Raw genomic sequence first — 19,552 nt, forward strand, 5'->3', positions numbered from 1 at the left:
GAGCCTATCCGAACTTTTGTGTGCGAGGCATAAACTGACGGCCAAGGAGCCACGTTATGCCACGCAAACGTAAGGAAGAAGCGACAGTAGAACCGGGCAAGGGCTTGAACCTGGACCCGGAACTCATCAAGCAACTGGTACCCGGAACGCTGGACCGGGCCACGATCAACGAGCAACTCGCGGCGCTCAAGAAGGCGATCTTCGAGCGCGCCCTGGGCGGCGAACTGACCCACCACCTCGGCTACGAGAAGGGCGAAGCCAAGCCGGCGGGCGGCACGAACCATCGCAACGGCACCAGCCGCAAGCGCATCGCGACCGACGACGATCTGCTCGACGTCGAGATTCCGCGCGACCGCGAAGGGACGTTCGATCCGGTGCTAATTGCCAAGGGCGAACGACGCTTTACCGGCTTCGACGACAAGATCATCGCGATGTACGCACGCGGCATGAGCGTGCGGGAGATTCAGGGCTTCCTGCTGGAGATGTACGGCATCGAGGTGTCGCCGGACTTCATCAGTACCGTCACTGACGCGGTGATCGACGAAGTGCGCGAGTGGCAACAGCGACCGCTCGAGCCGATGTACCCGGTCGTGTTCTTCGACGCCTTGCGCGTCAAGATCCGCGACGAAGGCGTGGTGCGCAACAAGGCGATCTACCTGGCGCTGGGCGTGCGCCGCGACGGCACGCGTGACGTGCTGGGCCTCTGGATCGAGCAGACCGAGGGCGCCAAGTTCTGGCTGCGGGTGGTGAACGACCTGAAGCTGCGCGGCGTGCAGGACATCCTGATTGCCGTGGTCGACGGCCTGAAGGGCTTCCCGGAAGCGATCAACACCGTGTTCCCGGAAACGACGGTCCAGACCTGCATCGTGCATCTGATCCGCAACTCGCTGGACTTTGCGAGCTGGAAAGACCGGAAGGCGGTCGCGGCAGCGCTCAAAGAGGTCTATCGGGCACCAACGGCCGAGGCGGCTGCCGTGGCGCTGGACGCGTTCGACGCCGGCGCGTGGGGCGCGAAATACCCACCGATCGCCGCATTCTGGCGGCGAGCCTGGGAGCAAGTGATTCCGTTCTACGTGTTTGCGCCGGACATCCGGAAGATCATTTACACCACGAACGCCATTGAGTCGCTGCACATGCAGCTTCGGAAGATCATCAAGGCGCGCGGCCACTTCCCGTCGGACGAGGCCGCGCTCAAGCTGATCTGGCTGGCGCTGCGCAACGTCGTTGCCAAGTGGACCGGCTCCCGGCACGATTGGAAGAGCGCGATGACGCAGTTTGCGCTGCTTTACCCGGAGCGATTCAACATCGGAATCTGAGTTTTAACCCGCCTCACACACGAAATTCCGGATACCACCTGCGGCGCCCGCGCCTGGCCATGAACTCGTCCCCGAGGGCATCTACCCTAACACCAATCCCCCTAGTGAAGAGGAATGACCATGATCCTCGATGCAAGCCTTATCTTCGACACGGGCGCTGCCATCACGAGCACGACCCTCTCGACCAACGTCATTGACCTTTCGGGCTTCCGCGATCTCGGTGTTGATGGCGGCAGGTACTCCGTTCCGAAGCTCATGTGCCTAGTCACGACCGCGTTCGTGAGCACCAACGCAACGCTGCAGGCGAGCTTCCAGGGTTCAACCGACAACAGCACGTGGACCACTTACGCATCGTCGGCTGCTGTTCCTGCGGCAGCGCTCATCGCTGGCGCGCGCCCCTTTGACCTTGACCTGCCGCGTCCGCCTGCTGGTGTCGCGTTCCCTCGTTACCTGCGTCTGCTCTATACGGTCGGCATTGGTGTGTTCAGCGCGGGCGCGGTGACCTCGACGCTGGTGCTCGGCCGCGAAGACCACGTTGTGAACGGCGCCTATCAGTCGGGCTATGCGCCCGGCTTCACGGTCAGCAATTAACCCACGAGGAACAGAATTATGACTACACCCGAGAACCGCCCGACGATCGCCGAGGCCATGTATCCGACCGTCGGCGCGCAGCCCACGGGCAAGAAGATCGAGCCCGCAACCGTCGGCATTTCGCCGCAACTTGCCAGCCAGATGGGCAAGGGTGCCTATACGGCGTACGACAAGGCGCCCCCCGAACTCGAAGAAGTTTTCTGGAACGAGCCGGCCGCTGCGTCGATTGCCGACTACGCAAACGCGTTCAACTTCGCCGGTGGCTACACGTTCGAGCGGCCCCACGAACTCGAGCAGGGCAAGAAGGCCATGCTCGCACTGGGGCTTGGCGTGACACAAGCACGCGCGGTGGCTGCCCTCTATAAACGCTCGATGAAGAGCGGCCGGGTGCCATTCACTTCCGAAGAAGCGCGCAAGGCGATGGAAGACGCGTGGGGCGACCGGACCGACACAAATCTCGCCGAGGTCAAGGCACTGGTGAAGACGGCCGAGAATCATTATTCAGGGATCCGTAGTTGGCTAGGTGCTGAGACGGGTCTCGGAAATGATCCTGACATGATCAAGCTCCTGCACCGTGTAGTCCAACGTCGCAAGGACCGCGGCCATGGATGAGAAGCCGCTGACCCAGAAGCAGGAAGCGTTTTGTTACGCGTACCTCGAGACCGGGAATGCTAGCGAGGCCTACCGACGCTCGTATGACGCCGAGCAGATGAAGCCCGCAACCGTCAACAGCAAGGCGCTGATTGTCTTGAGAAATCCACGTGTCGAAGCACGCTTGCAGGAGTTGCGCCGGCCCGCGATCGAGAAGGCCCAATTTACTTTGGAGTCTCATCTGGAAAAGCTGGCCGAGTTGCGTGACGCTGCAGAGAAGAAAGGCAATATTCCGGCAGCCGTAGCGGCAGAGATTGCACGTGGCAAGGCGGCAGGCATTACGAAAGATAAGCCCGAGCTCACACTCGAGGCTATCGTCTTTGCGATGATGGGTGGGGCACCGCGCCCGCCCACGGCTCTTGAGCCTGAAGAGTTGCAGTAACCCTATTAACCCATCCTTCCGCGCGTAACGGCATACACCCCTACACGGCCTAAACCCGGAAACCAATCGGCTAGGAGAACTGAAATGACTACTTGACCATGAATATCGGAAAATCATTGAAGCTTCTCGGCGCGTCCCTCGCGCTCGTTTCGAGCATTGCTTTCGGCACGACCTTCAGCCCCGTGTCGCTGCTCAACCCGGCCGGCTCATCGAACGGGCAGGTGATCATCTCGTCCGGCGCGTCCTCGGCCCCCGGTTGGGGGAACATCAGCGCCGCGTCGCTCGGGGCGCAAGCAGCCAATACGGTGTTGGCAAATGCAACGGGATCGAGCGCCAGCCCGACCGCATTCCCGATGCCGAGCTGCGCGACTGCTCTCCAGTGGACCAGCGCGACAGGCTTTACCTGCAATTCTTCGGGTGCGTTCACGACTCTCTCCGCCTCGACTGCAAATCCGAGCCTCCTTTACAACCAAGGTGGCACTGGAGCGGTCAATCGCACGTATCAGTCGAAGTTCCAAGAGACGATCAGCGTCAAGGACTTCGGCGCGACCGGTGGCGGTTCGGTAGATGATACTTCGGCAATCCAAGCAGCTGAGGCAGCAGCATGCAGCGCTGGCGGTGGGGTAATTTATTTTCCTCACGGGACTTATAAAGTTAATTCTTCCATTAATATCACTTGCAATAACATACATTTCGTCGGTGAAGATAGGCAAAGCACTGTTATCGCCAGTGCGTCTACCACAAACAATACGATTGCAATCGGATCAATTGCATCCCCTGTATCCAGTATCTATATATCTCGACTATCCTTCAACCCGTCAGTCACCAAGACTAATGGAAGCGAAATTTATTCCGTAGGAAATCTTGTTGACATATCGGATATTGGGGTTAATGGAGGCTGGAATGGGGTTGCCTTTGACTCTAACGGCAACATGGTAATCAACAAGCTTTCTGATTTTTACCTTCAGAATGGGCATGGTGTCGGCGTTATTGTCGGCACCACGAATGGTCTACTTCAGGAAGTTTATATCGATTCAGGAACTGTCACAAACTATGCAAATGGTTTTGTGTTTGCAAACGTTTCTGGCGCATACCTAAGCAATGTTGACACCATCCTCAGCACCGGTGACGGAATTCAGCTAATCCCCGTATCTGGCGGAGAAGTTGTGTTCGTCTTCTTCGATACCGTGCTTTCCGATTCGTCTACAGGTAACGGATGGGTCTTTCAAAACAATGGTGCTCAGGCGTTAGCTTCAATTGTTTGCAATAAATGCTGGGCTGCAGCTTCCCACGGTTCAGCCGGAATGCTTTTTAATTCTGCTAATGCTCGATACCTGAATGGCATCACTATCCAGAACAGTATTATTCGGGCAAATCAACAGCACGGAATTTATCTCGAGGCGGGTAATAACATAATCCTCGACTCAAATCAAGTGTGCAATAACAGCGGCTCAAGTTCCGGTACTTATCATGGCATTGTTGTGCAGGCTGGCGTTACAAATTTCCAAATCACAAACAACGTCTCAGGATTGTGTGGATATGATGCTGCGCTGGGGGCATCCAATAACCAAGGCTATGGGATACTAATTGCCACAGGCGCAAGTGATAAGTATGTTGTGACGGGCAACCGCGCTCCAAGCAATGTCACTGGCGGAGTTAGTGATGGTGGAACTGGCTCTAATAAGTCAGTTGCAAATAACGTCAACTTCTGATCTCATGAACAGCCTCTCTCAGACATTCGCCGACTGGCACAAGAGCGTCGGGAAGTTCGCATGGAACAACTTCAAGTTCGTTCCCGACGCATGGCAGGAAGAAGTTTTTGCGGCGTGGGACCGCGGCGACCAACAGATCGCGATGTGTGCCTGTAAAGGCCCGGGTAAAACTGGCACGCTCGCGGTGCTCATGTGGCACTTCCTCGCGACCCGGCCGCATCCGAAGATCGCGGCCACATCCATTTCGGGCGACAACCTAGCGGATGGCTTGTGGACGGAGCTTTCCAAGTGGCAGCAGAAAAGCGCGTTCCTGACGGCGGCGTTCGAATGGCAGAAGACGCGCGTCATCGCCAGGGACCACCCAGAGACCTGGTGGGCTTCGGCGCGCACGTGGAGCAGGAGCGCTGCGCCTGAGACACAGGCCGACGCGCTGGCTGGCTTGCACGCAGACTATATTCTCTTCGTCCTCGATGAAACCGGGGGTATGCCTGACGCCGTGATGGTGGCGGCCGAAGCTGCGCTGTCGTCTGGTATCGAATGCCGCATCGTGCAGGCTGGCAATCCGACGCAGTGCGAAGGTCCGCTCTGGCGGGCGTGCAACAAGGACCGTCACAAGTGGACGGTCATCAACGTCACTGGCGATCCTGACGATCCGAAGCGCTCGCCGCGGATCAGCAAGGCATGGGCGCAAGGTCAGATCGACTCGTACGGACGCGACAATCCATGGGTGATGGCGAACGTGTTCGGCAAGTTCCCGCCGAGCTCGCCGCTTTCGTTCATTCCGATGTCGCTGGTCGAGGCTGCAGCCAAGCGCGAGGCGTCCAGCATCATCACCGATCCGCTCGTGCTGGGTGTGGACGTCGCGCGCTTCGGTGACGACGAGCAGATCATCTGCCCGCGCAAGGGTCGAGACGCCCGCACGCTGGATTGGGGATTGTTCCGCAACCTCGACACGATGCAGCTCGCCGCGCGGGTGATCGAGCGGCGCAACGAGACACGTGCGGATGCGGTGTTCGTCGATGGCGGCGGTGTGGGCGGTGGTGTGATCGATCGCATGCGCCAGCTTCGGTTCGACGTGCACGACATCCAGTTCGGCGCGAAGGCTGACCGCTCACCGATGCCTGGCGTCGAGGCGGTGAAGTACGCGAACAAGGTGGCGGAGATGTGGGGGTCCATGAAGGAGTGGCTGAAAACTGGAGCCATCCCTGACGATCCTGCGCTGCATGCCCAGCTCACGAGCCGGCGCTATGCGTACGTGACACGTGGCGGGCAGGATGCGATCGCACTGGAGCCGAAGGAGGAAATGAAGAAGCGCGGGCTGGCGAGCCCTGACCGAGCCGATGCGCTCGCGCTGACCTTTGCTTTCCCCGTGGCATCGTCGCGCCATTCTGGCGGAGTGCCCGGAGACTTGCGTGGGCCGTCGATGACTTCCGACTACGATCCCCTGGAGGTGGTGTGGTGACAACTGCTGACCACCTCGGCCACCTCTGGCTCTCGGGGGTGCCCGGGCAGGGCCCCGCAGTGCATTGCCAATCCTGCGGATGCCGGCAGGGTAGCGAAGACTCGCAGTTCAGGTGCATGGACGTACGGGCGTCACAACAACCACGCCGGCGGATGGAGTATGAGTACCATCCGCTGCAAGCCGGAAAGCATGACCCGCTGCTGGATTGACTACAGACCGATGCACGCAACGATCGACGTTACAAAAAAGTAACGTTTCTGCCTCGTTGTGGCGAATTTGCAAGATCATCGCGGCGGCTGAGAGGCTTCGGAGGGTTGATTTTCCTCGTGAGGCCCGGAATTTGCTCGAATTCTTTGGCGGCGCTATCTTGACTTGCCTCAAGGGAAAGACGATTCCTGTCGTAAATAATGACAACGGACGTCATGTCTCGGCTGTTTTTGATACCTGTGCAGACGACAGCGCAGCCTGCAACTTCATTCACTCGGATTGGAGGCTTCCATGGAGCACGATGAAACGTCATTCGTGACCGTGACAATAAGCTGGCAGAGCGGCATGTATTTCGCGAAGAGTCAGCAATTGCAAGGGCTGTTTGTATGCGCGGAGACGAACGACCAACTCTCGCAGCGGCTCGTGCAAGCGATCACCAAGCTGGTCCTCTTCTCAGAGGGGGTCAACGTTCGCGTCGCCCCTGTTCTCGAGGCTGGCGTAAGCAGCGATAAGCCTGTGGACAAGTTCGCGATTCATCGCATCGCGGCATGAACCCGAACCGGCTCGTCTCGAACGAGGATGTCTACCATGAGCTGCATACGTTGCGGTCGTGCAAGAGGGTGTGTGACGCCTGCGATGGTCTCGGTTTTTGGGTCACTGCCGACGGTCATTTCTTTACCGTCCCAGAACTCGGACCTGACAAGGTATGCCCGCTGTTTGCCTTGAACGACATTCTTAAACAGGTCGATGATTGGAGCGCGGGAGCCGGAGCCGCCGCCGGGACGGGCACTGATTGATTGCAGCTTGCCGTCCACGCCATCCAGTATGTTGTTCGTCGACAGCGTATCGCCCCGGGAATGAGGGTTCATGAAGACAGCGATCCTTGTCATAGCGGCTGCGCTACTGGCACCTTGCGTCTCGGCGCACGCCCAAGGCATCGATCCGGACACGGCGTACTACGTTGGGCAAGAGGATCAGCGCCTGTTTGACTCGGGTAGACAATTCAACGAGAACATGCAGCGTGAAATGCAGGAAGAAAGGGCAAAGAGCGAGCGCGACACCGAGCGCCTGAACCGCGAGGCTGACGATTTCGTTCGGGAGCAGCAGCTACAGCGCCTGCGCAATGATTTGACCGAAATGCAGGCCCAGCAACTTCTACGGCAATAGAACCGTGGTCCGCGCTAGTCGTTGGACGAACACCCCGTGTTGTTCGCCGGCAACATGGCTTACGCTGATTTGCCGGCAAGTTTCACCCCACTTGATGCCGTGTAGATACCGGTGTGGATAGAAACGAAAAACGGGCCGAGAGGCCCGTCTTTGCTAGGGTTCTGGCGGAGAGAGGGGGATTCGAACCCCCGATAGGCGATTAACCTATACACGCTTTCCAGGCGTGCGACTTAAACCACTCATCCATCTCTCCGGAAGACCGAGAGTATAGCAAACTCTGGCGGCAGCCCGCCACTCCCTTCGGCGCCCGTCAGAAATCCGTCGTCATCGACAGCCACACCGACCGCGGATCGCCCTGCGTCAGATACCCGCCGATCGTCGACGACCAGTACGACTTGTTCGCGACGTTGCGCACGGTCGCACGGAACGTCGTCTTCTTGCCGAACACCTCCGTCGCGTAGCGTGCGCCGAGATCGAAGCGGTCCCACGCCTGGATCGACATCGTGTTCGCGACGTCCAGGTACTGCGGTCCCGTGTGGATCCAGCGGGCGGTCAGCGTGAGCCCGCTCAGCATCGGCACGTCGTATTCGGCGCCTGCGTTGAACAGGAACGACGGCACGCCGATCGGCCGGTGACCGTCATTCGTGCCGCCCGCCGTGTTCCGCAGCGTCGCATTGAGGTACGTCGCGCCCGCGATCAGCCGCACGCCTTTCCACGGTTCGCCGTACACGGCCGTCTCGATGCCGCGGTGCCGCTGCGTGCCGTCGGCGCCGAACAGGTTCGATGCCGGATCGGTGTACGCCATCGGCTTCTCGATCTGGAACAGCGCAAGCGACGCGCCGTACTTGTCGGTGTCGTAGCGGACGCCGGCTTCGTATTGCTTCGAGCGGAACGGCGACAGTGCCTGGCCTGCGTTGCGGGCAGTGTTCGGCGCGATTTCGCCTTGCGCGAGCGCTTCGCTGCGGTTCGCGAAGATCGATACGTTTTGCCACGGCTTGACGACGAGGCCGAACACGGGCGTCGTGATCGCGTCGCTGTACGTCGACGACACCGCGCCCGTGTAGTCGAAATTGTCCACCGAGATCGACTGGCGGCGCGCACCGATCGTGAACAGCACGCGGTCGTCGAGGAAGCCGAGCGTATCGGACACCGCCAAGCTGCGCAGCCAGGTCTTCGTCACCGTCCCCGGATCGCTCATGTCGCCGCCCGTGTAGGCCGTCGCCGGGAACGCGACCGGCGCCGGATCGTAGAGCGTCGTCGGGAACGCATTCGACATCGCGTACGCGGACTGGCTGTCGATGCGGATGAACGACGCGCCGGCCGTCACGAAGTGCGACACGGGGCCGGTCGTGAAGCGGCCGCGCACGCCGGCCTCGGCCGATTGCGCATCTTCCTTGTGCGGCACGCTCAGGCGCGAGCCGGTCGTGCCGGACGACGAGTAGGTGGGCGTGTAGTAGTCGCCGTGCTCGTTCGTATGGCGCGCGCCGGCCGATACGTAGGCCGTCCACGCGGGCAGGAAATCGTACTCGGCGCGCACGATCCCGACCGTGTCCTCGAGCTCGCTGAAACTCCACGGCTGCGCATAGTTGTGCGTTGCGGCCGGCACGGCCGGCAACTGGTTGCCGCTGATCAGCACGACGGGGCGGCCGTTGTCGATCCGCTCGCGTTGATACAGGAAGTCGCCGTACAGGCGCAGCTTGTCGCCGCGCCAGTCGAGCGATACGGCCGTCACGCTGCTGCGGTGGCGTTCGCCGTCGACCGCCGTGTCGCCGCCGCTGATCGACTGGTTCACGCGCACGCCCAGCTGGCCTTCGCTGCCGAAACGGCGACCGATGTCCACGTGCGTGCCGAGCGCACCGGACGTCGCGCCGTCGACGGTGACGCGTGTGAGCGGCTTGTCGTCCGCACGCTTCAACTGCAGGTTCACGCCGCCGCCGATCGCCGAGCCGTTCGGCGACGCACCGTTCAGGAACGCATTCGCCCCCTTGAACACGTCGACGCGTTCGACCGCTTCGGTTTCGACGAGTTGTCGCGGCGTGACGCCGTACAGGCCGTTCAGCGATACGTCGTCCCCGGCGAGCTCGAAGCCGCGGATGACGAACACCTGCGAGAAGTTGCCGTAGCCGGATGCGCTGCGCACGGCCGGATCGTTGTCGAGCACGTCGGCGAGCGTGCGCGCCTGCTGATCCTCGATCAGTTTCGACGTGTAGGTGGTCATGCTGAATGGCACGTCGCTGGCCTTTTGCCGGCCCAGCACGCCGAAATCCGCGCCGCGCGCGACCTGGCCGCCCGCGTAGGTCGGCGCGAGGTCGCCGGGCAGCGGTTCGGCGGCGCCGGTCACGTTGATCGACGGCAGCACGGTTGCGTCGGACGCCGCGTTGGCGGCGGCAGCGGCGTGCTGGGCCCGCGCGGCGGCAGGAAGGGTACAGGCGAGCGCAATGCCGAAGGCAATCGGCGTGAGACGCCGGACGGGTAACGAAAGTGTCGACATGGGACGCAAATCGGGTGTGGTCGGTGATCCATCCCAGGGCGGAAAAATCGGAATCCGGGCGGCGTGACGCGTCCGTACTGTCGCGGACGTGTTTTTATCGAGCGGCGGAGTCTAACGTAAACGAGAATGATTGTCGTTTACAGAAGAATCGGCTCACTATTCGGGATGACGGCCGGTTGCCGGGCAGGATCGACGGAGCACAGCCGCCGAGCGGGGCGCGCGACGAGCATGCGATCATTGAGGGCCGCATTCGTCACAACAAATCGCGCGCGCCGCTTTCCGACCGCGTCGCCGATGAACGACGACGCTATCCGTTCGCATCGCGCTCTTCAGAAGGAACGCCACGCCATGTCGCTCTCCGCCTTGCTCGCATTTGCCCTGATCCTGTCCGTCGGTGTCGCGACACCCGGCCCGACCGTGTTGCTCGCGATGAGCAATGGCTCGCGGTACGGGTTGCGTCACGCGATGGTCGGCATGCTCGGCGCCGTCACGGCCGACGTCGTGCTGGTCGCGCTGGTCGGGCTCGGACTCGGCGTGCTGCTCGACGCGTCGGAAACGGCGTTCGTGACGCTGAAGCTGCTCGGCGCGGCGTGGCTTGCGTATGTCGGCATCCGGATGCTGATGTCGAGCGGCGGCTCCGCGGCCGAGCAGGCCGACGTACCCGCGACGCCCGATCGCCGGACCGCGTTCCTGAAGAGCTTTTTCGTCGCGATGAGCAACCCGAAGTACTACCTGTTCATGTCCGCGCTGCTGCCGCAATTCGTCGACCGGTCGCACGCGATCGCGCCGCAGTACGCGATCCTCGCGGCGACGATCGTCGCGATCGACGCGATCGGGATGACTGGCTACGCGCTGCTCGGCGTGCATTCGGTCCGCGTGTGGAAAGCGGCCGGGGAGAAGTGGCTGAACCGCGTCAGCGGATCGCTGCTGTTGATGCTCGCCGGGTATGTCGCGTTGTATCGGAAGGCTGCGCACTGAGGCGAAGATGCAGCCGGTCGATCGCTTTGCGCTCGACACGCACGACGGGCCGTGCGAGACATGGCCGTCGCGCACGCACGTGCTCGTCGATGGCGTGCGTTCCGCGCTCGCCGTTTCCGGCTACGTGCTGCTGCGCCAGTTCGAGACGCCGGCCGCGTATCTGCTCGTCACCGACTACGACTGCCCGTTCGAGGAAGCCGTCACGTTCACGCTCGTGTCGAAGGATCCGATGAGGGTGCGGGCGCGGCGTACGGTGGGGGCGATGTACGCATCGTGCCGTCTGGATGCCGAGCACCCGACGGCAGTGGTCGTTGTGGCGCCTTCAAAACTTACGCCGATCGACGCGGACAAGGACTGGTTCCGCGCGCGCGGCGGAAACAACGCGTATTTGCCTTGGTGGGGGCGTCGCCATGATGCGCGTCCGGCGTCGCAAGGCTTTTCGGGGTAAGGCCGACGCAGGACGACCGCCACAGTACGGCCGCATGTCGCCATATCGTCCGGTACACCGATTGATGAGTCCCGGCAGCGATCGCGATGATGTAAAGCATTCTGTAACAATCAGCGGAATGGTGGTGCGCAATTCTTTCAAAATACTTTCCATATTTCTGGTTATCTGCGCATCTAGAGAAATCCCGGCTGCCGTCCCATCAAGGCATCTGTCTTCACTTCACCAGAAACGTCATCGGGAATTCCATCACGTACATTACAAAATGTATTGTGATTGAAAGGATTTCGTCTCTTGGCGCGCCGCACTGTCGCCATTTATTGTCCGTCTGCCGCCCGTGAGAGAGCACGACGGCAACCGCGCACGTGCACGTTGCGCGCACGACAACACGCAGCAAAAAGCAGAAAAGGAAACGTGGTAGCCACATGAAGCCGCTATTCGACGACAACCCATCCGATGCGGTCAGCGATCGTCCTTCCACTCCGTCTTCGTCACCTGCCGCCGTGCCAGCCGCAGCCATACCGGCCGCCCGCCGGGCGGAGCACGCCCGCCTGATCACCGTCGACGAGATCGACCAGCTCGGCGCGACGCAGGGTACGCGGATCGCCGCCTTTTCCCAGCAGATTCTGGCGAGCGTCCGCGCATCGGATGCCGACCGGTTCGGCGACAAACTCAACGAACTGATCGTGACCGCGAAAGGGCTCGACCCGCGCGGCGCCGACAAGGGCGGGCTGCTCACGCAGGTGACGCGGCTGTTCCGCTCGACGAAGGAAAAGCTGCTGTCGCAATACGAGTCGGTGAGCAAGCGGATGGACACGCTCGTCGTCGAGCTCGAAAACCATGCGCAGCGGCAGAAGGCCGGCATCGACGAGCTCGAGCGGATGTACAACGACAACTACGCGCTGCACCAGGAACTCGCGCAGTCGAAGGCGCACGGCGAAACGGCGCTCGCGACGCTGCGCGCGCATCTCGCGGCCGGCCAGCAGCCGGCGGACGATGCGTTCGCCGCGCAACGCCTGCTCGACGTGAAGCGCAAGGTCGATGCACTCGAAAGCAAGCTCGACGACCTCGACCGCGCGATGCTGATGTCGAAGCAGCTCGCGCCGCAGATCCGGATGGAGCAGGACCAGAAACGCACGCTGACGTCGAAGTTCATGACGATCAAGACCGTGCTGATCCCCGCGTGGACCAACGCGTTCGCGCTCTACCTCGAGCAGCTCGGCACGAAGCGCGCGGCGGCGCTCGCGAACGCGACGTACGACGCGGCCGACGAGGCGATCCGCGCGCAGGCCGACCTGAACCGCCAGAACGCGCAGGAAGTCGCGAAGCTCGGCCAGCGTCCGGTGATCTCGACCGACACGTTCGAATACGCGCAGCAGCAGCTGTTCGGCGCGTTCGACGACATCACGCAGATCATTGCCGACGGCAAGCGCCAGCGCGAACAGGACGCGCCGCGCCTGCGTCAGCTCGAACAGGACCTGATCACCCGATTCGCTCCGAAGCACAACTAAGAGAACTGAGAGAACACCGCATGATTACGCTTGAGAAGCGCGCGGCGAAGGTCGCGATCGTCCTCGAAAAACGCCAGATCCTGAAGCCGCCCGTCGTGCGCGTCGGCGCCGCGCTCGACATCTCGGGCTCCGCGAAGCCGCTGTACCAGTCGGGCGTGATCCAGGAGACGCACGACCGGATCCTCGGCATCGCACTGAAGTTCGACGACAACGGCGAAGTCGACACGTGGACCTTCACCGAAGGCTACGACCGCCTGCCGACCGCCACGCCGGAGAACTACGGTTCTTACATCTCCGATCACGTGCTCGACGCGCGGATCGAGAAGTGGGGCGGCACGCAGTACGCGCCGGTCATGAACGACATCGTCGATTTCTTCTTCCGTGCGCCGGAGCCGAAGCGCGAAGCAAGGCGCGGCTTCCTGAGCCGGCTGTTCGGCAGTGCCGACGAGACGTCCGCGCCGGCCGCCTCCGCCCCGGCGAACGGCCATCTGCCCGCGTGGGTGCTGTTCGTCACCGACGGCCAGAACCCGAAGAACGACCGCAAGCGCGTGCGCCAGCTGCTGGCCGAGTCGCAGCACTTCCCGCTGTACTGGTCGCTCGTCGGCGTCGGCGATCCGCACGAATTCGACTTCCTCGCGGAAGTCGCGAACGAAATGCCGAACGTCGGCTTCCTGCATCTCGAATCGCTCGACCTCAGCGACGAACAGATCTACGAACAGCTGATCACGCAGGAATTCTGCGACTGGGTGCGCGCGAAGTAAGCGCGGCCCGCCTGCCCATTTTTTCAGAACTCGATTACCCCATCATGTTGAAAGACTTCAAGATCCCGTTGTCGCTCACGGCGCTCGCGCTGATCGCGGCCTACTTCCTCGGCGGCGTGAAGGACATGCTGATCGTCGCGGTCCTGTGCGTGCTCGAAATATCGCTGTCGCTCGACAACGCGGTCGTCAACGCATCGGTGCTCAAGAACTGGTCGGAGAAGTGGCGCAACCGCTTCATGGTGTTCGGCCTGCCGGTCGCGGTGTTCGGCATGCGGCTCGTGTTCCCGCTGCTGATCGTCGCGGTGATCGGCCACATCGGGATGTGGGATGCGCTGACGCTCGCGATCGAGTCGCCCGAGCAGTACGCGGCGATCCTGACCTCCGCGCATCACCAGGTGTCGGCATTCGGCGGCGCGTTCCTGCTGATGGTGTTCTTCAAGTTCATGCTCGACACCGAGAAGGACGAGCACTGGATCGGCTTCCTCGAAGGCCCGATGCGCCATCTCGGCCGCATCACCGCGCTGGAAGTGGCGCTGACGCTCGCGATCGTGATCGTCGCGTCGTTCTACGTGCCGGCGGCCGAGCAGGTCAGCTTCCTGCTCGCGGGCGCGCTGGGCGTGATCAGCTTCGTGATCGCGCACGGCATCGGCGACCTGATCGGCGGCGAGGATACGGGCACGCGCGTGGTACGCGAAGGCGTCGCGGGCTTCATGTACCTGGAAGTGCTCGATTCGTCGTTCAGCTTCGACGGCGTGATCGGCGCGTTCGCGCTGTCGAACAACATCTTCCTGATCGCGCTCGGCCTGGGTGTCGGTGCAGCCTACATCCGGGAGATGACGCTGGTGCTGCTGAAGAAGGGCACGCTCGCGCAGTACCGCTATCTCGAACACGGCGCGTTCTGGGCGATCGGTGCGCTCGCCGCGATCATGTTCCTCGGCGTGAAGCTCGAGGTGCCCGAGGTCGTCACCGGCCTGATCGGTGCAGCGACGATCGCCGCCGCCGTGTGGTCGTCGATCGTCGTGCAGCGCAGGGAAGGCCGCACCGCGGTGGCGGGCAAATAAGCGCGCGTCACGCGCGACACGAACACCATCAACGAAGGGCCGCACCATGCGGCCCGACATCGCCGCCGGCGCAACGGCGGTTCCAGCAGAAGAGGTTCAGATGATCAATTTGTCGAAAGGCGGTCGCGTCAACCTGTCGAAGGAAGCGCCCGGCACGCAGAAATTCCGCATCGGTCTCGGTTGGGACGCGAACGCGACGGACACGGGCACGGATTTCGATCTCGACGTGTCGGTGTTCCTGTGCAAGTACGACGCGCAGAGCAATCCGAAGCTGATCTCGGATCGGCACTTCGTGTTTTACAACAGCGAAGTGCGCACGATGGAGCGCAAGGAAACCTTCATCCAGCCGGGCGACGATTTTCCGAAACGCGGGATGCCCGCGTCGACGTGTCTGGGCGTCGTGCATAGCGGCGACAACCGCACGGGCAGCGGCGACGGCGACGACGAGGTGATCTTCATCGACATGACGAAGCTCGCGGCCGACGTCGAGGAAATCTCGGTGGTCGTGACGATCGACCAGGCCGAAGCGCGCCGCCAGAATTTCGGGCAGGTGCACAACAGCTACATCCAGATCGCCGACGAGGTGACGGGTGCGGTGATCGCGAAGTATGCGCTCGAGGAAGACTTCTCGATGGAGACGTCGGTGCAGGTCGGCAGCTTCTATCGCCGCGACGGCCACTTCATGTTCAAGGCCGTCGGCGCCGGCTACAACCGCGGCCTCGGCGATTTCGTCCGCGCGTACGGTGGCGCGGTCTGACTGGCGGCAGCCCGGCGTGCGGAACACCGCGGCGCCGGGCAGGAAGCAGCGATGACGAATCCGTCCGACGAGCCGAAGCGGCTCGAGTTCGATACGACGCCCGAGCGCACGCCCGGGCGTCTTGCGTTCGACGCGCCGCCCGGTGCGCGGGCCGCGCGCGTGCTCGAGCGGCCCGCGCCGCAGGCGCTTGACTTCGGGCCGGCAGCCGCGGCCGACAAAGGCACGTGCGTGCCGCCCGCCGATGCGGTCGGCCGCGCGCTGTTCGGCGAAGCGAACCACCCGCAGCTCGACGCGTGCTTCCGCGCCGCGCAGGCCAGCTTCCCGAATCTCTATCCCGACTACGCGCCGCGCATCGAGCGGCACATCCGGCAACTGGTGCCGCTGAAGCTCGCGACGGTCGCGACGATCGGCGACGGCGCGCTGGAGACGGCCGGCAATCTCGTCGAAGCCGTCGCGGCGGCGACGCGCGAATTCAACGAACTCGGCGCGGCCGACATGATGGCCGGGATGCTCGCGCAGGCAACGCGCAAGGCCGGCGTGTTCGAGCGCTGGTTCGGCGCGGCATCGGGGCATGTCGATTACCGGGCGGCGATCGGCGCGCTCAAGCAGTCGCTCGGCTTCTTCCCGCGCCGCACCGAGGCGCTCGCCGCGCAGGTCCGTCAGGCGGAGGAAAACCTCGTCGTCGTGCTCGCGGCGCTGAGCGCGGTGTCGGACGTCGTGCGCGCGCCCGACGATGCGGGCGTCGAGCGCACGCTGTTCGACCGCCGCAACATCGTCGGGCAGGCGGTCCAGCAGATCCGGATGCAGCCGGCGCAACTGCGCGGACTCGACGAGCGTGTGACCGATCTGCTGTCGCGCGCCGATCACCTGATGAACGTCGTGCTGCCGGCGGCGCTTGCCGCGCGGCCGCAGCGCTGAGCAAACGGCGCCGTGTGGCCATGTGCGTTGCGGCGCATGCGGCCGCTGCCGGGGTCGTGCTGCGTCTCGCGGTTTCGCGCACGGCGGCGCGAGTCTGCTATCTTCCCGGGCATTCGATCGCTTTCCCGCCGACTCTCCATGACTGACCGCATCGTCGCCGCATTCGATTTCGACGGCACCATCACGACTACCGACAGCTTTCGTCATTTCGTCCGCTACGCGGTCGGCACGCCGCGCTTCGCATGGGCCGGGCTGCGCGCGCTGCCGTGGATCGTCGCGATGAAGGCCGGGCTGCTGTCGCGCGGCGACGCAAAGGCGAAGTTCGCGTCGTTCGCATTCGGGCCGATCGGCGAGGGCGTGCTCGATGCGCAGGCGCGCACGTTCGTCGATACCTATCTGCCGGGCCTCGTGCGCGCGGAAATGCTCGAGCGCATTCGTGAGCATCGGGCGCGCGGACACGAAGTCGTGCTGGTCAGCGCGTCGCCATCGCTGTATCTGGAGAAGTGGGCGAGGACGGCCGGCTTCGATGCGGTGCTCGCGACGCGGCTCGCGTTCGAGCACGGCACGTTCGCCGGGCGGCTCGACGGCGAGAACTGCTGGGGGCCGCAGAAGGTCGTGCGGCTGCGCGGGTGGTGGGGCAACCGGCCGCCGAAGCAGCTGTTCGCGTATGGCGACAGCCGCGGCGACAAGGAAATGGCCGAACTCGCGAACTGGTCGTGGATCCGCGGGCAGGGGCCGATGCCGCCGATCGGCGATTGAGGGCGCGCGCCGGCGGCGTTATGCGTCTGCCGGCGCCTGACGCGTGCCGCGCGACGGACGATAGGCGCCCCAGCGATTCGCACGCGCGAACGTACCGACGTCGTTGAAGCGCACGCCGACTTCGCGCAGCGCCGCATGCGCGGTGCGCGCGGTCAGTTGCCGGATGTAGAACGGATCGCGCACCACGAAGTGATGGATCGCGTGCGTGCTGCCGAAATTGAAGCAAAACAGCTGGAACGGCAGCATCCACCACGGATTCAGCACCTGCGTCTGCTGGATCACGTTGCGCGAATCGATGTCGCCGAAGTAGTGCATGTTCGAGCTGACGAAGTTGATGCAGAAGCTGCGCAGGAAGTTCGGTCCGAGCCACACCACCGCGAGGAAATCGACGACATTCATCACGCGCTCGACGGCGGCCGGTACCGTTGCCGTATAGCCGAACGCGTGCAGCGCGAACAGGCCGACGTGATAGACGATGAACGCGTGCCACAGCAGGTAGTACACGTGACCGACCGGCATGTACGACGACACCTGCTCGACGCGCAGCTGCAACCGTTCCGACGGATCCTGCACCGGCTGTGCGGCCACATACTGCTTCACCTTGCGGCGCATCGCGGCCGGCCGCAGCACGACGGCGAGCATGCCGTCGGCGATCATCAGCAGACGCTTCACGCCCCAGCGTTCGCCGTTCGTGATGCCGAATTCCTCGAGATCCGATTCGCCGCCCGACACCTTGTGGTGATGCAGGTGCATGCGCCGCCGCGTCCACGGGTTGATCGTGCCGGGCCGCGTAAGCCAGCACAGCGCCATCATCAGGTGATAGGCCCACGGCGTCTTCTTGAAGTACATCAGGTGGATCAGGTCGTGCTCGAGCTCGTGGATCAGCGACGTGACGAATGCGGCAAGCGGCAGCGCGACGTACCAGGCGATCGCGCCGCGCGCATACAGCCACGCGATCGCGAGCATCGCGCTCACCGACACGACCATCACGGACGCGCCGACGAGGTTCTGGTTGTCGAGCAGCGGAAAGCGCGCGCGGATCGCGTCGCTCGCGGCGTTGACCTCGCGGCGGACGTACGCGACCTTGTCTGCATCGTGGCGAAAGACGGTTCGTGCGGGTTGGCTCATCGACCGGAATCCGTGCGGAAAGAGTGGGGCGCAATGCCGATGTGACAAGCATAGGCGCGCGCCGGAGCGCACGCGAGGGCCGCCGGTGCCAATGACGGTGTCATTTCGGGCCACCTTGGCGACCGGGCTAGAGTGCCGCCGCGGTGTCATTGCGGGCCAGCGACGCTACAATCCGCCGAAACCGCTCCGGAGTCCGCCGCATGGTCCCGTCCGTCCCGGATGCCGCGCGCCAGCTGAACAAGGCGACGGTGTCGTCCGCGTATGCGCTGTTCATGCTGATGCTGGCCGAGGAGCGCGGCATCGACGGCGGCCGCATCCTCGCCGGCTCGGGCGTCGAGCGCGAGCGGCTCGCGCAGCCCGATGCGCGCATCACGCCGCTGCAGCAGGCGGCGATCGTGTTCAACCTGCTCGATGCGACCGACGACCCGTCGATCGCGATCGAGATCGGCCTGCGCAGCAGCCTGACGAAAGCGGGGCTGATCGGCTTCGGGCTGATGAGCTGCGCGACGCTCGGCGAGGCGATCGCGCTCGGCATCCGCTACCTGCCGACGCGCGTGCCGTTTTTCTCGGTGCGGCTCGCGCAGCTCGACGGGATCGTCGACATCGACGTGCTCGAAGCGTTTCCGCTCGGCCGGCTGCGCCAGTTCGCGGTCGAGAACTTCCTGGTCGAAACGGCGATCCTGTTCAATTCGCTGCTGTATCCGACGCCGGGCCGCACGCTGCAGTCGCGTGCCGAACTCCATTTCGAATGGCCCGAGCCGCCGTGGTTCGAGCGTTATCGCGCACGGCTGCCGCGCTGCCATTTCGACGCGAGCGCGAACCGTATCCGTTGCGACGCCGCGCTGCTCGACGAGCCGATCGGCACCGCGAACGCGCAGACCGCGCAGATGATCGTCCAGCAGTGCGAGGCCGAACTCGCGCGGCTCGGTTACGCGGAGAGCATCGTCGAGCGCGTGCGCAACCTGCTGATCTGCGGCGACGACGGTTATCCGTCGGTCGACGACGTCGCGCGCGAACTCCATGTGTCGGCGCGCACGCTCAAGCGCAAGCTCGCCGAATACGGTGCGACCTATTCGGCGCTGCTCGACGAGATCCGGCTGCGCGACGCGCTGCGGCTGCTCGAAGGCACGCGGCTGCCGGTCGACGAGATCGCGGCGCGCGTCGGTTATACGGACCGCGCCAATTTCACGCGCGCGTTCAAGCGCTGGACCGGCGTCGCGCCGAGCGAGCGGCGCTGAACGCCGGCACGTGCCGC

At 63.3% G+C, this 19,552-nt stretch carries 19 protein-coding genes, 1 tRNA gene and 1 pseudogene; 17 read left to right on the top strand and 4 right to left on the bottom strand.

What is annotated here, in order from left to right:
- The first annotated feature begins 56 nt into the window (after positions 1–56).
- From HWX00_RS00005 to HWX00_RS00035, 7 genes are all read left to right on the top strand, one after another.
- Positions 57–1,316: an IS256 family transposase gene (locus HWX00_RS00005; protein ID WP_175029427.1), complete on the top strand. Its 1,260-nt coding sequence runs from the start codon at positions 57–59 to the stop codon at positions 1,314–1,316.
- A gap of 120 nt (positions 1,317–1,436) precedes the next feature.
- Positions 1,437–1,907, top strand: coding sequence for a Bbp16 family capsid cement protein (locus tag HWX00_RS00010; protein WP_175028684.1), 471 nt, complete (start codon positions 1,437–1,439; stop codon positions 1,905–1,907).
- 18 nt (positions 1,908–1,925) lie between these two features.
- On the top strand, positions 1,926–2,519 hold the full coding sequence (locus HWX00_RS00015) for a hypothetical protein (protein ID WP_175028685.1): 594 nt from the start codon (positions 1,926–1,928) through the stop codon (positions 2,517–2,519).
- Positions 2,512–2,940, top strand: coding sequence for a terminase small subunit (locus HWX00_RS00020; RefSeq protein ID WP_208456731.1), 429 nt, complete (start codon positions 2,512–2,514; stop codon positions 2,938–2,940). Before HWX00_RS00015 ends, HWX00_RS00020 begins: the two co-directional genes overlap by 8 nt.
- 98 nt (positions 2,941–3,038) lie before the next feature.
- A complete protein-coding gene (locus HWX00_RS00025) occupies positions 3,039–4,652 on the top strand; it encodes a glycosyl hydrolase family 28-related protein (protein ID WP_226193776.1) in 1,614 nt (537 codons plus the stop codon).
- The gene (locus tag HWX00_RS00030; protein ID WP_175028687.1) at positions 4,603–6,114 is read left to right on the top strand and encodes a hypothetical protein; all 1,512 of its coding nucleotides are present in this window, start codon (positions 4,603–4,605) and stop codon (positions 6,112–6,114) included. The genes HWX00_RS00025 and HWX00_RS00030 overlap by 50 nt, the downstream gene beginning before the upstream one ends.
- A gap of 498 nt (positions 6,115–6,612) precedes the next feature.
- On the top strand, positions 6,613–6,873 hold the full coding sequence (locus tag HWX00_RS00035; protein WP_175028688.1) for a hypothetical protein: 261 nt from the start codon (positions 6,613–6,615) through the stop codon (positions 6,871–6,873).
- On the opposite strand, the gene HWX00_RS00040 is transcribed toward HWX00_RS00035, so the two are convergent.
- Positions 6,855–7,190 (bottom strand): hypothetical protein, encoded by a 336-nt coding sequence (locus tag HWX00_RS00040; protein WP_175028689.1) that lies wholly within the window; start codon positions 7,188–7,190, stop codon positions 6,855–6,857. The two genes, HWX00_RS00035 and HWX00_RS00040, sit on opposite strands and share 19 nt — an antisense overlap.
- Here HWX00_RS00040 and HWX00_RS00045 point away from each other — a divergent pair.
- Positions 7,189–7,488, top strand: coding sequence for a hypothetical protein (locus HWX00_RS00045; RefSeq protein ID WP_175028690.1), 300 nt, complete (start codon positions 7,189–7,191; stop codon positions 7,486–7,488). The genes HWX00_RS00040 and HWX00_RS00045 overlap by 2 nt on opposite strands.
- 162 nt (positions 7,489–7,650) lie before the next feature.
- Here HWX00_RS00045 and HWX00_RS00050 read toward each other — a convergent pair.
- Together HWX00_RS00050 and HWX00_RS00055 are read right to left on the bottom strand one after the other, a co-directional pair.
- Positions 7,651–7,741: transfer RNA gene (locus tag HWX00_RS00050), tRNA-Ser, on the bottom strand.
- A gap of 57 nt (positions 7,742–7,798) precedes the next feature.
- A complete protein-coding gene (locus HWX00_RS00055) occupies positions 7,799–9,979 on the bottom strand; it encodes a TonB-dependent receptor (RefSeq protein WP_175028691.1) in 2,181 nt (726 codons plus the stop codon).
- 348 nt (positions 9,980–10,327) lie between these two features.
- Here HWX00_RS00055 and HWX00_RS00060 point away from each other — a divergent pair, with 348 nt between their 5' ends.
- From HWX00_RS00060 to HWX00_RS00095, 8 genes and pseudogenes are all read left to right on the top strand, one after another.
- Positions 10,328–10,957: a LysE family translocator gene (locus HWX00_RS00060; RefSeq protein ID WP_175028692.1), complete on the top strand. Its 630-nt coding sequence runs from the start codon at positions 10,328–10,330 to the stop codon at positions 10,955–10,957.
- A 283-nt stretch (positions 10,958–11,240) separates the two neighbouring features.
- A pseudogene (locus HWX00_RS00065) lies at positions 11,241–11,405 on the top strand (virulence factor); the annotation flags it as partial.
- 422 nt (positions 11,406–11,827) lie between these two features.
- Positions 11,828–12,913: a toxic anion resistance protein gene (locus HWX00_RS00070; protein ID WP_175028693.1), complete on the top strand. Its 1,086-nt coding sequence runs from the start codon at positions 11,828–11,830 to the stop codon at positions 12,911–12,913.
- A 20-nt stretch (positions 12,914–12,933) separates the two neighbouring features.
- Entirely contained in the window at positions 12,934–13,674 is a 741-nt protein-coding gene (locus HWX00_RS00075) for a VWA domain-containing protein (RefSeq protein WP_175028694.1), read from the top strand.
- Between the two features lie 44 nt (positions 13,675–13,718).
- On the top strand, positions 13,719–14,735 hold the full coding sequence (locus tag HWX00_RS00080) for a DUF475 domain-containing protein (RefSeq protein WP_034190369.1): 1,017 nt from the start codon (positions 13,719–13,721) through the stop codon (positions 14,733–14,735).
- Between the two features lie 100 nt (positions 14,736–14,835).
- Positions 14,836–15,492, top strand: coding sequence for a TerD family protein (locus tag HWX00_RS00085; protein WP_034190370.1), 657 nt, complete (start codon positions 14,836–14,838; stop codon positions 15,490–15,492).
- Positions 15,493–15,543: 51 nt separating this feature from the next.
- Positions 15,544–16,410, top strand: a complete 867-nt coding sequence (locus tag HWX00_RS00090; RefSeq protein ID WP_175028695.1) for a hypothetical protein — start codon at positions 15,544–15,546, stop codon at positions 16,408–16,410.
- Positions 16,411–16,548: 138 nt separating this feature from the next.
- Complete coding sequence (locus HWX00_RS00095) at positions 16,549–17,169, top strand: HAD family hydrolase (protein WP_175028696.1); 621 nt, start codon at positions 16,549–16,551, stop codon at positions 17,167–17,169.
- Between the two features lie 18 nt (positions 17,170–17,187).
- Here the strand turns inward: HWX00_RS00095 and HWX00_RS00100 are convergent, their stop codons facing one another.
- Positions 17,188–18,297, bottom strand: a complete 1,110-nt coding sequence (locus HWX00_RS00100; RefSeq protein WP_034190373.1) for a fatty acid desaturase — start codon at positions 18,295–18,297, stop codon at positions 17,188–17,190.
- A 200-nt stretch (positions 18,298–18,497) separates the two neighbouring features.
- On the opposite strand from HWX00_RS00100, the gene HWX00_RS00105 reads away from it, so the two are divergent.
- Positions 18,498–19,535 carry an AraC family transcriptional regulator gene (locus HWX00_RS00105; protein WP_034190374.1) on the top strand — a complete coding sequence of 346 codons (1,038 nt, stop codon included), beginning with the start codon at positions 18,498–18,500 and terminating at the stop codon, positions 19,533–19,535.
- Positions 19,536–19,552: the final 17 nt, after the last annotated feature.

The organism is Burkholderia seminalis DSM 23518 (assembly GCF_902832885.1).
GTDB classification, from domain to species: Bacteria; Pseudomonadota; Gammaproteobacteria; order Burkholderiales; family Burkholderiaceae; genus Burkholderia; species Burkholderia seminalis.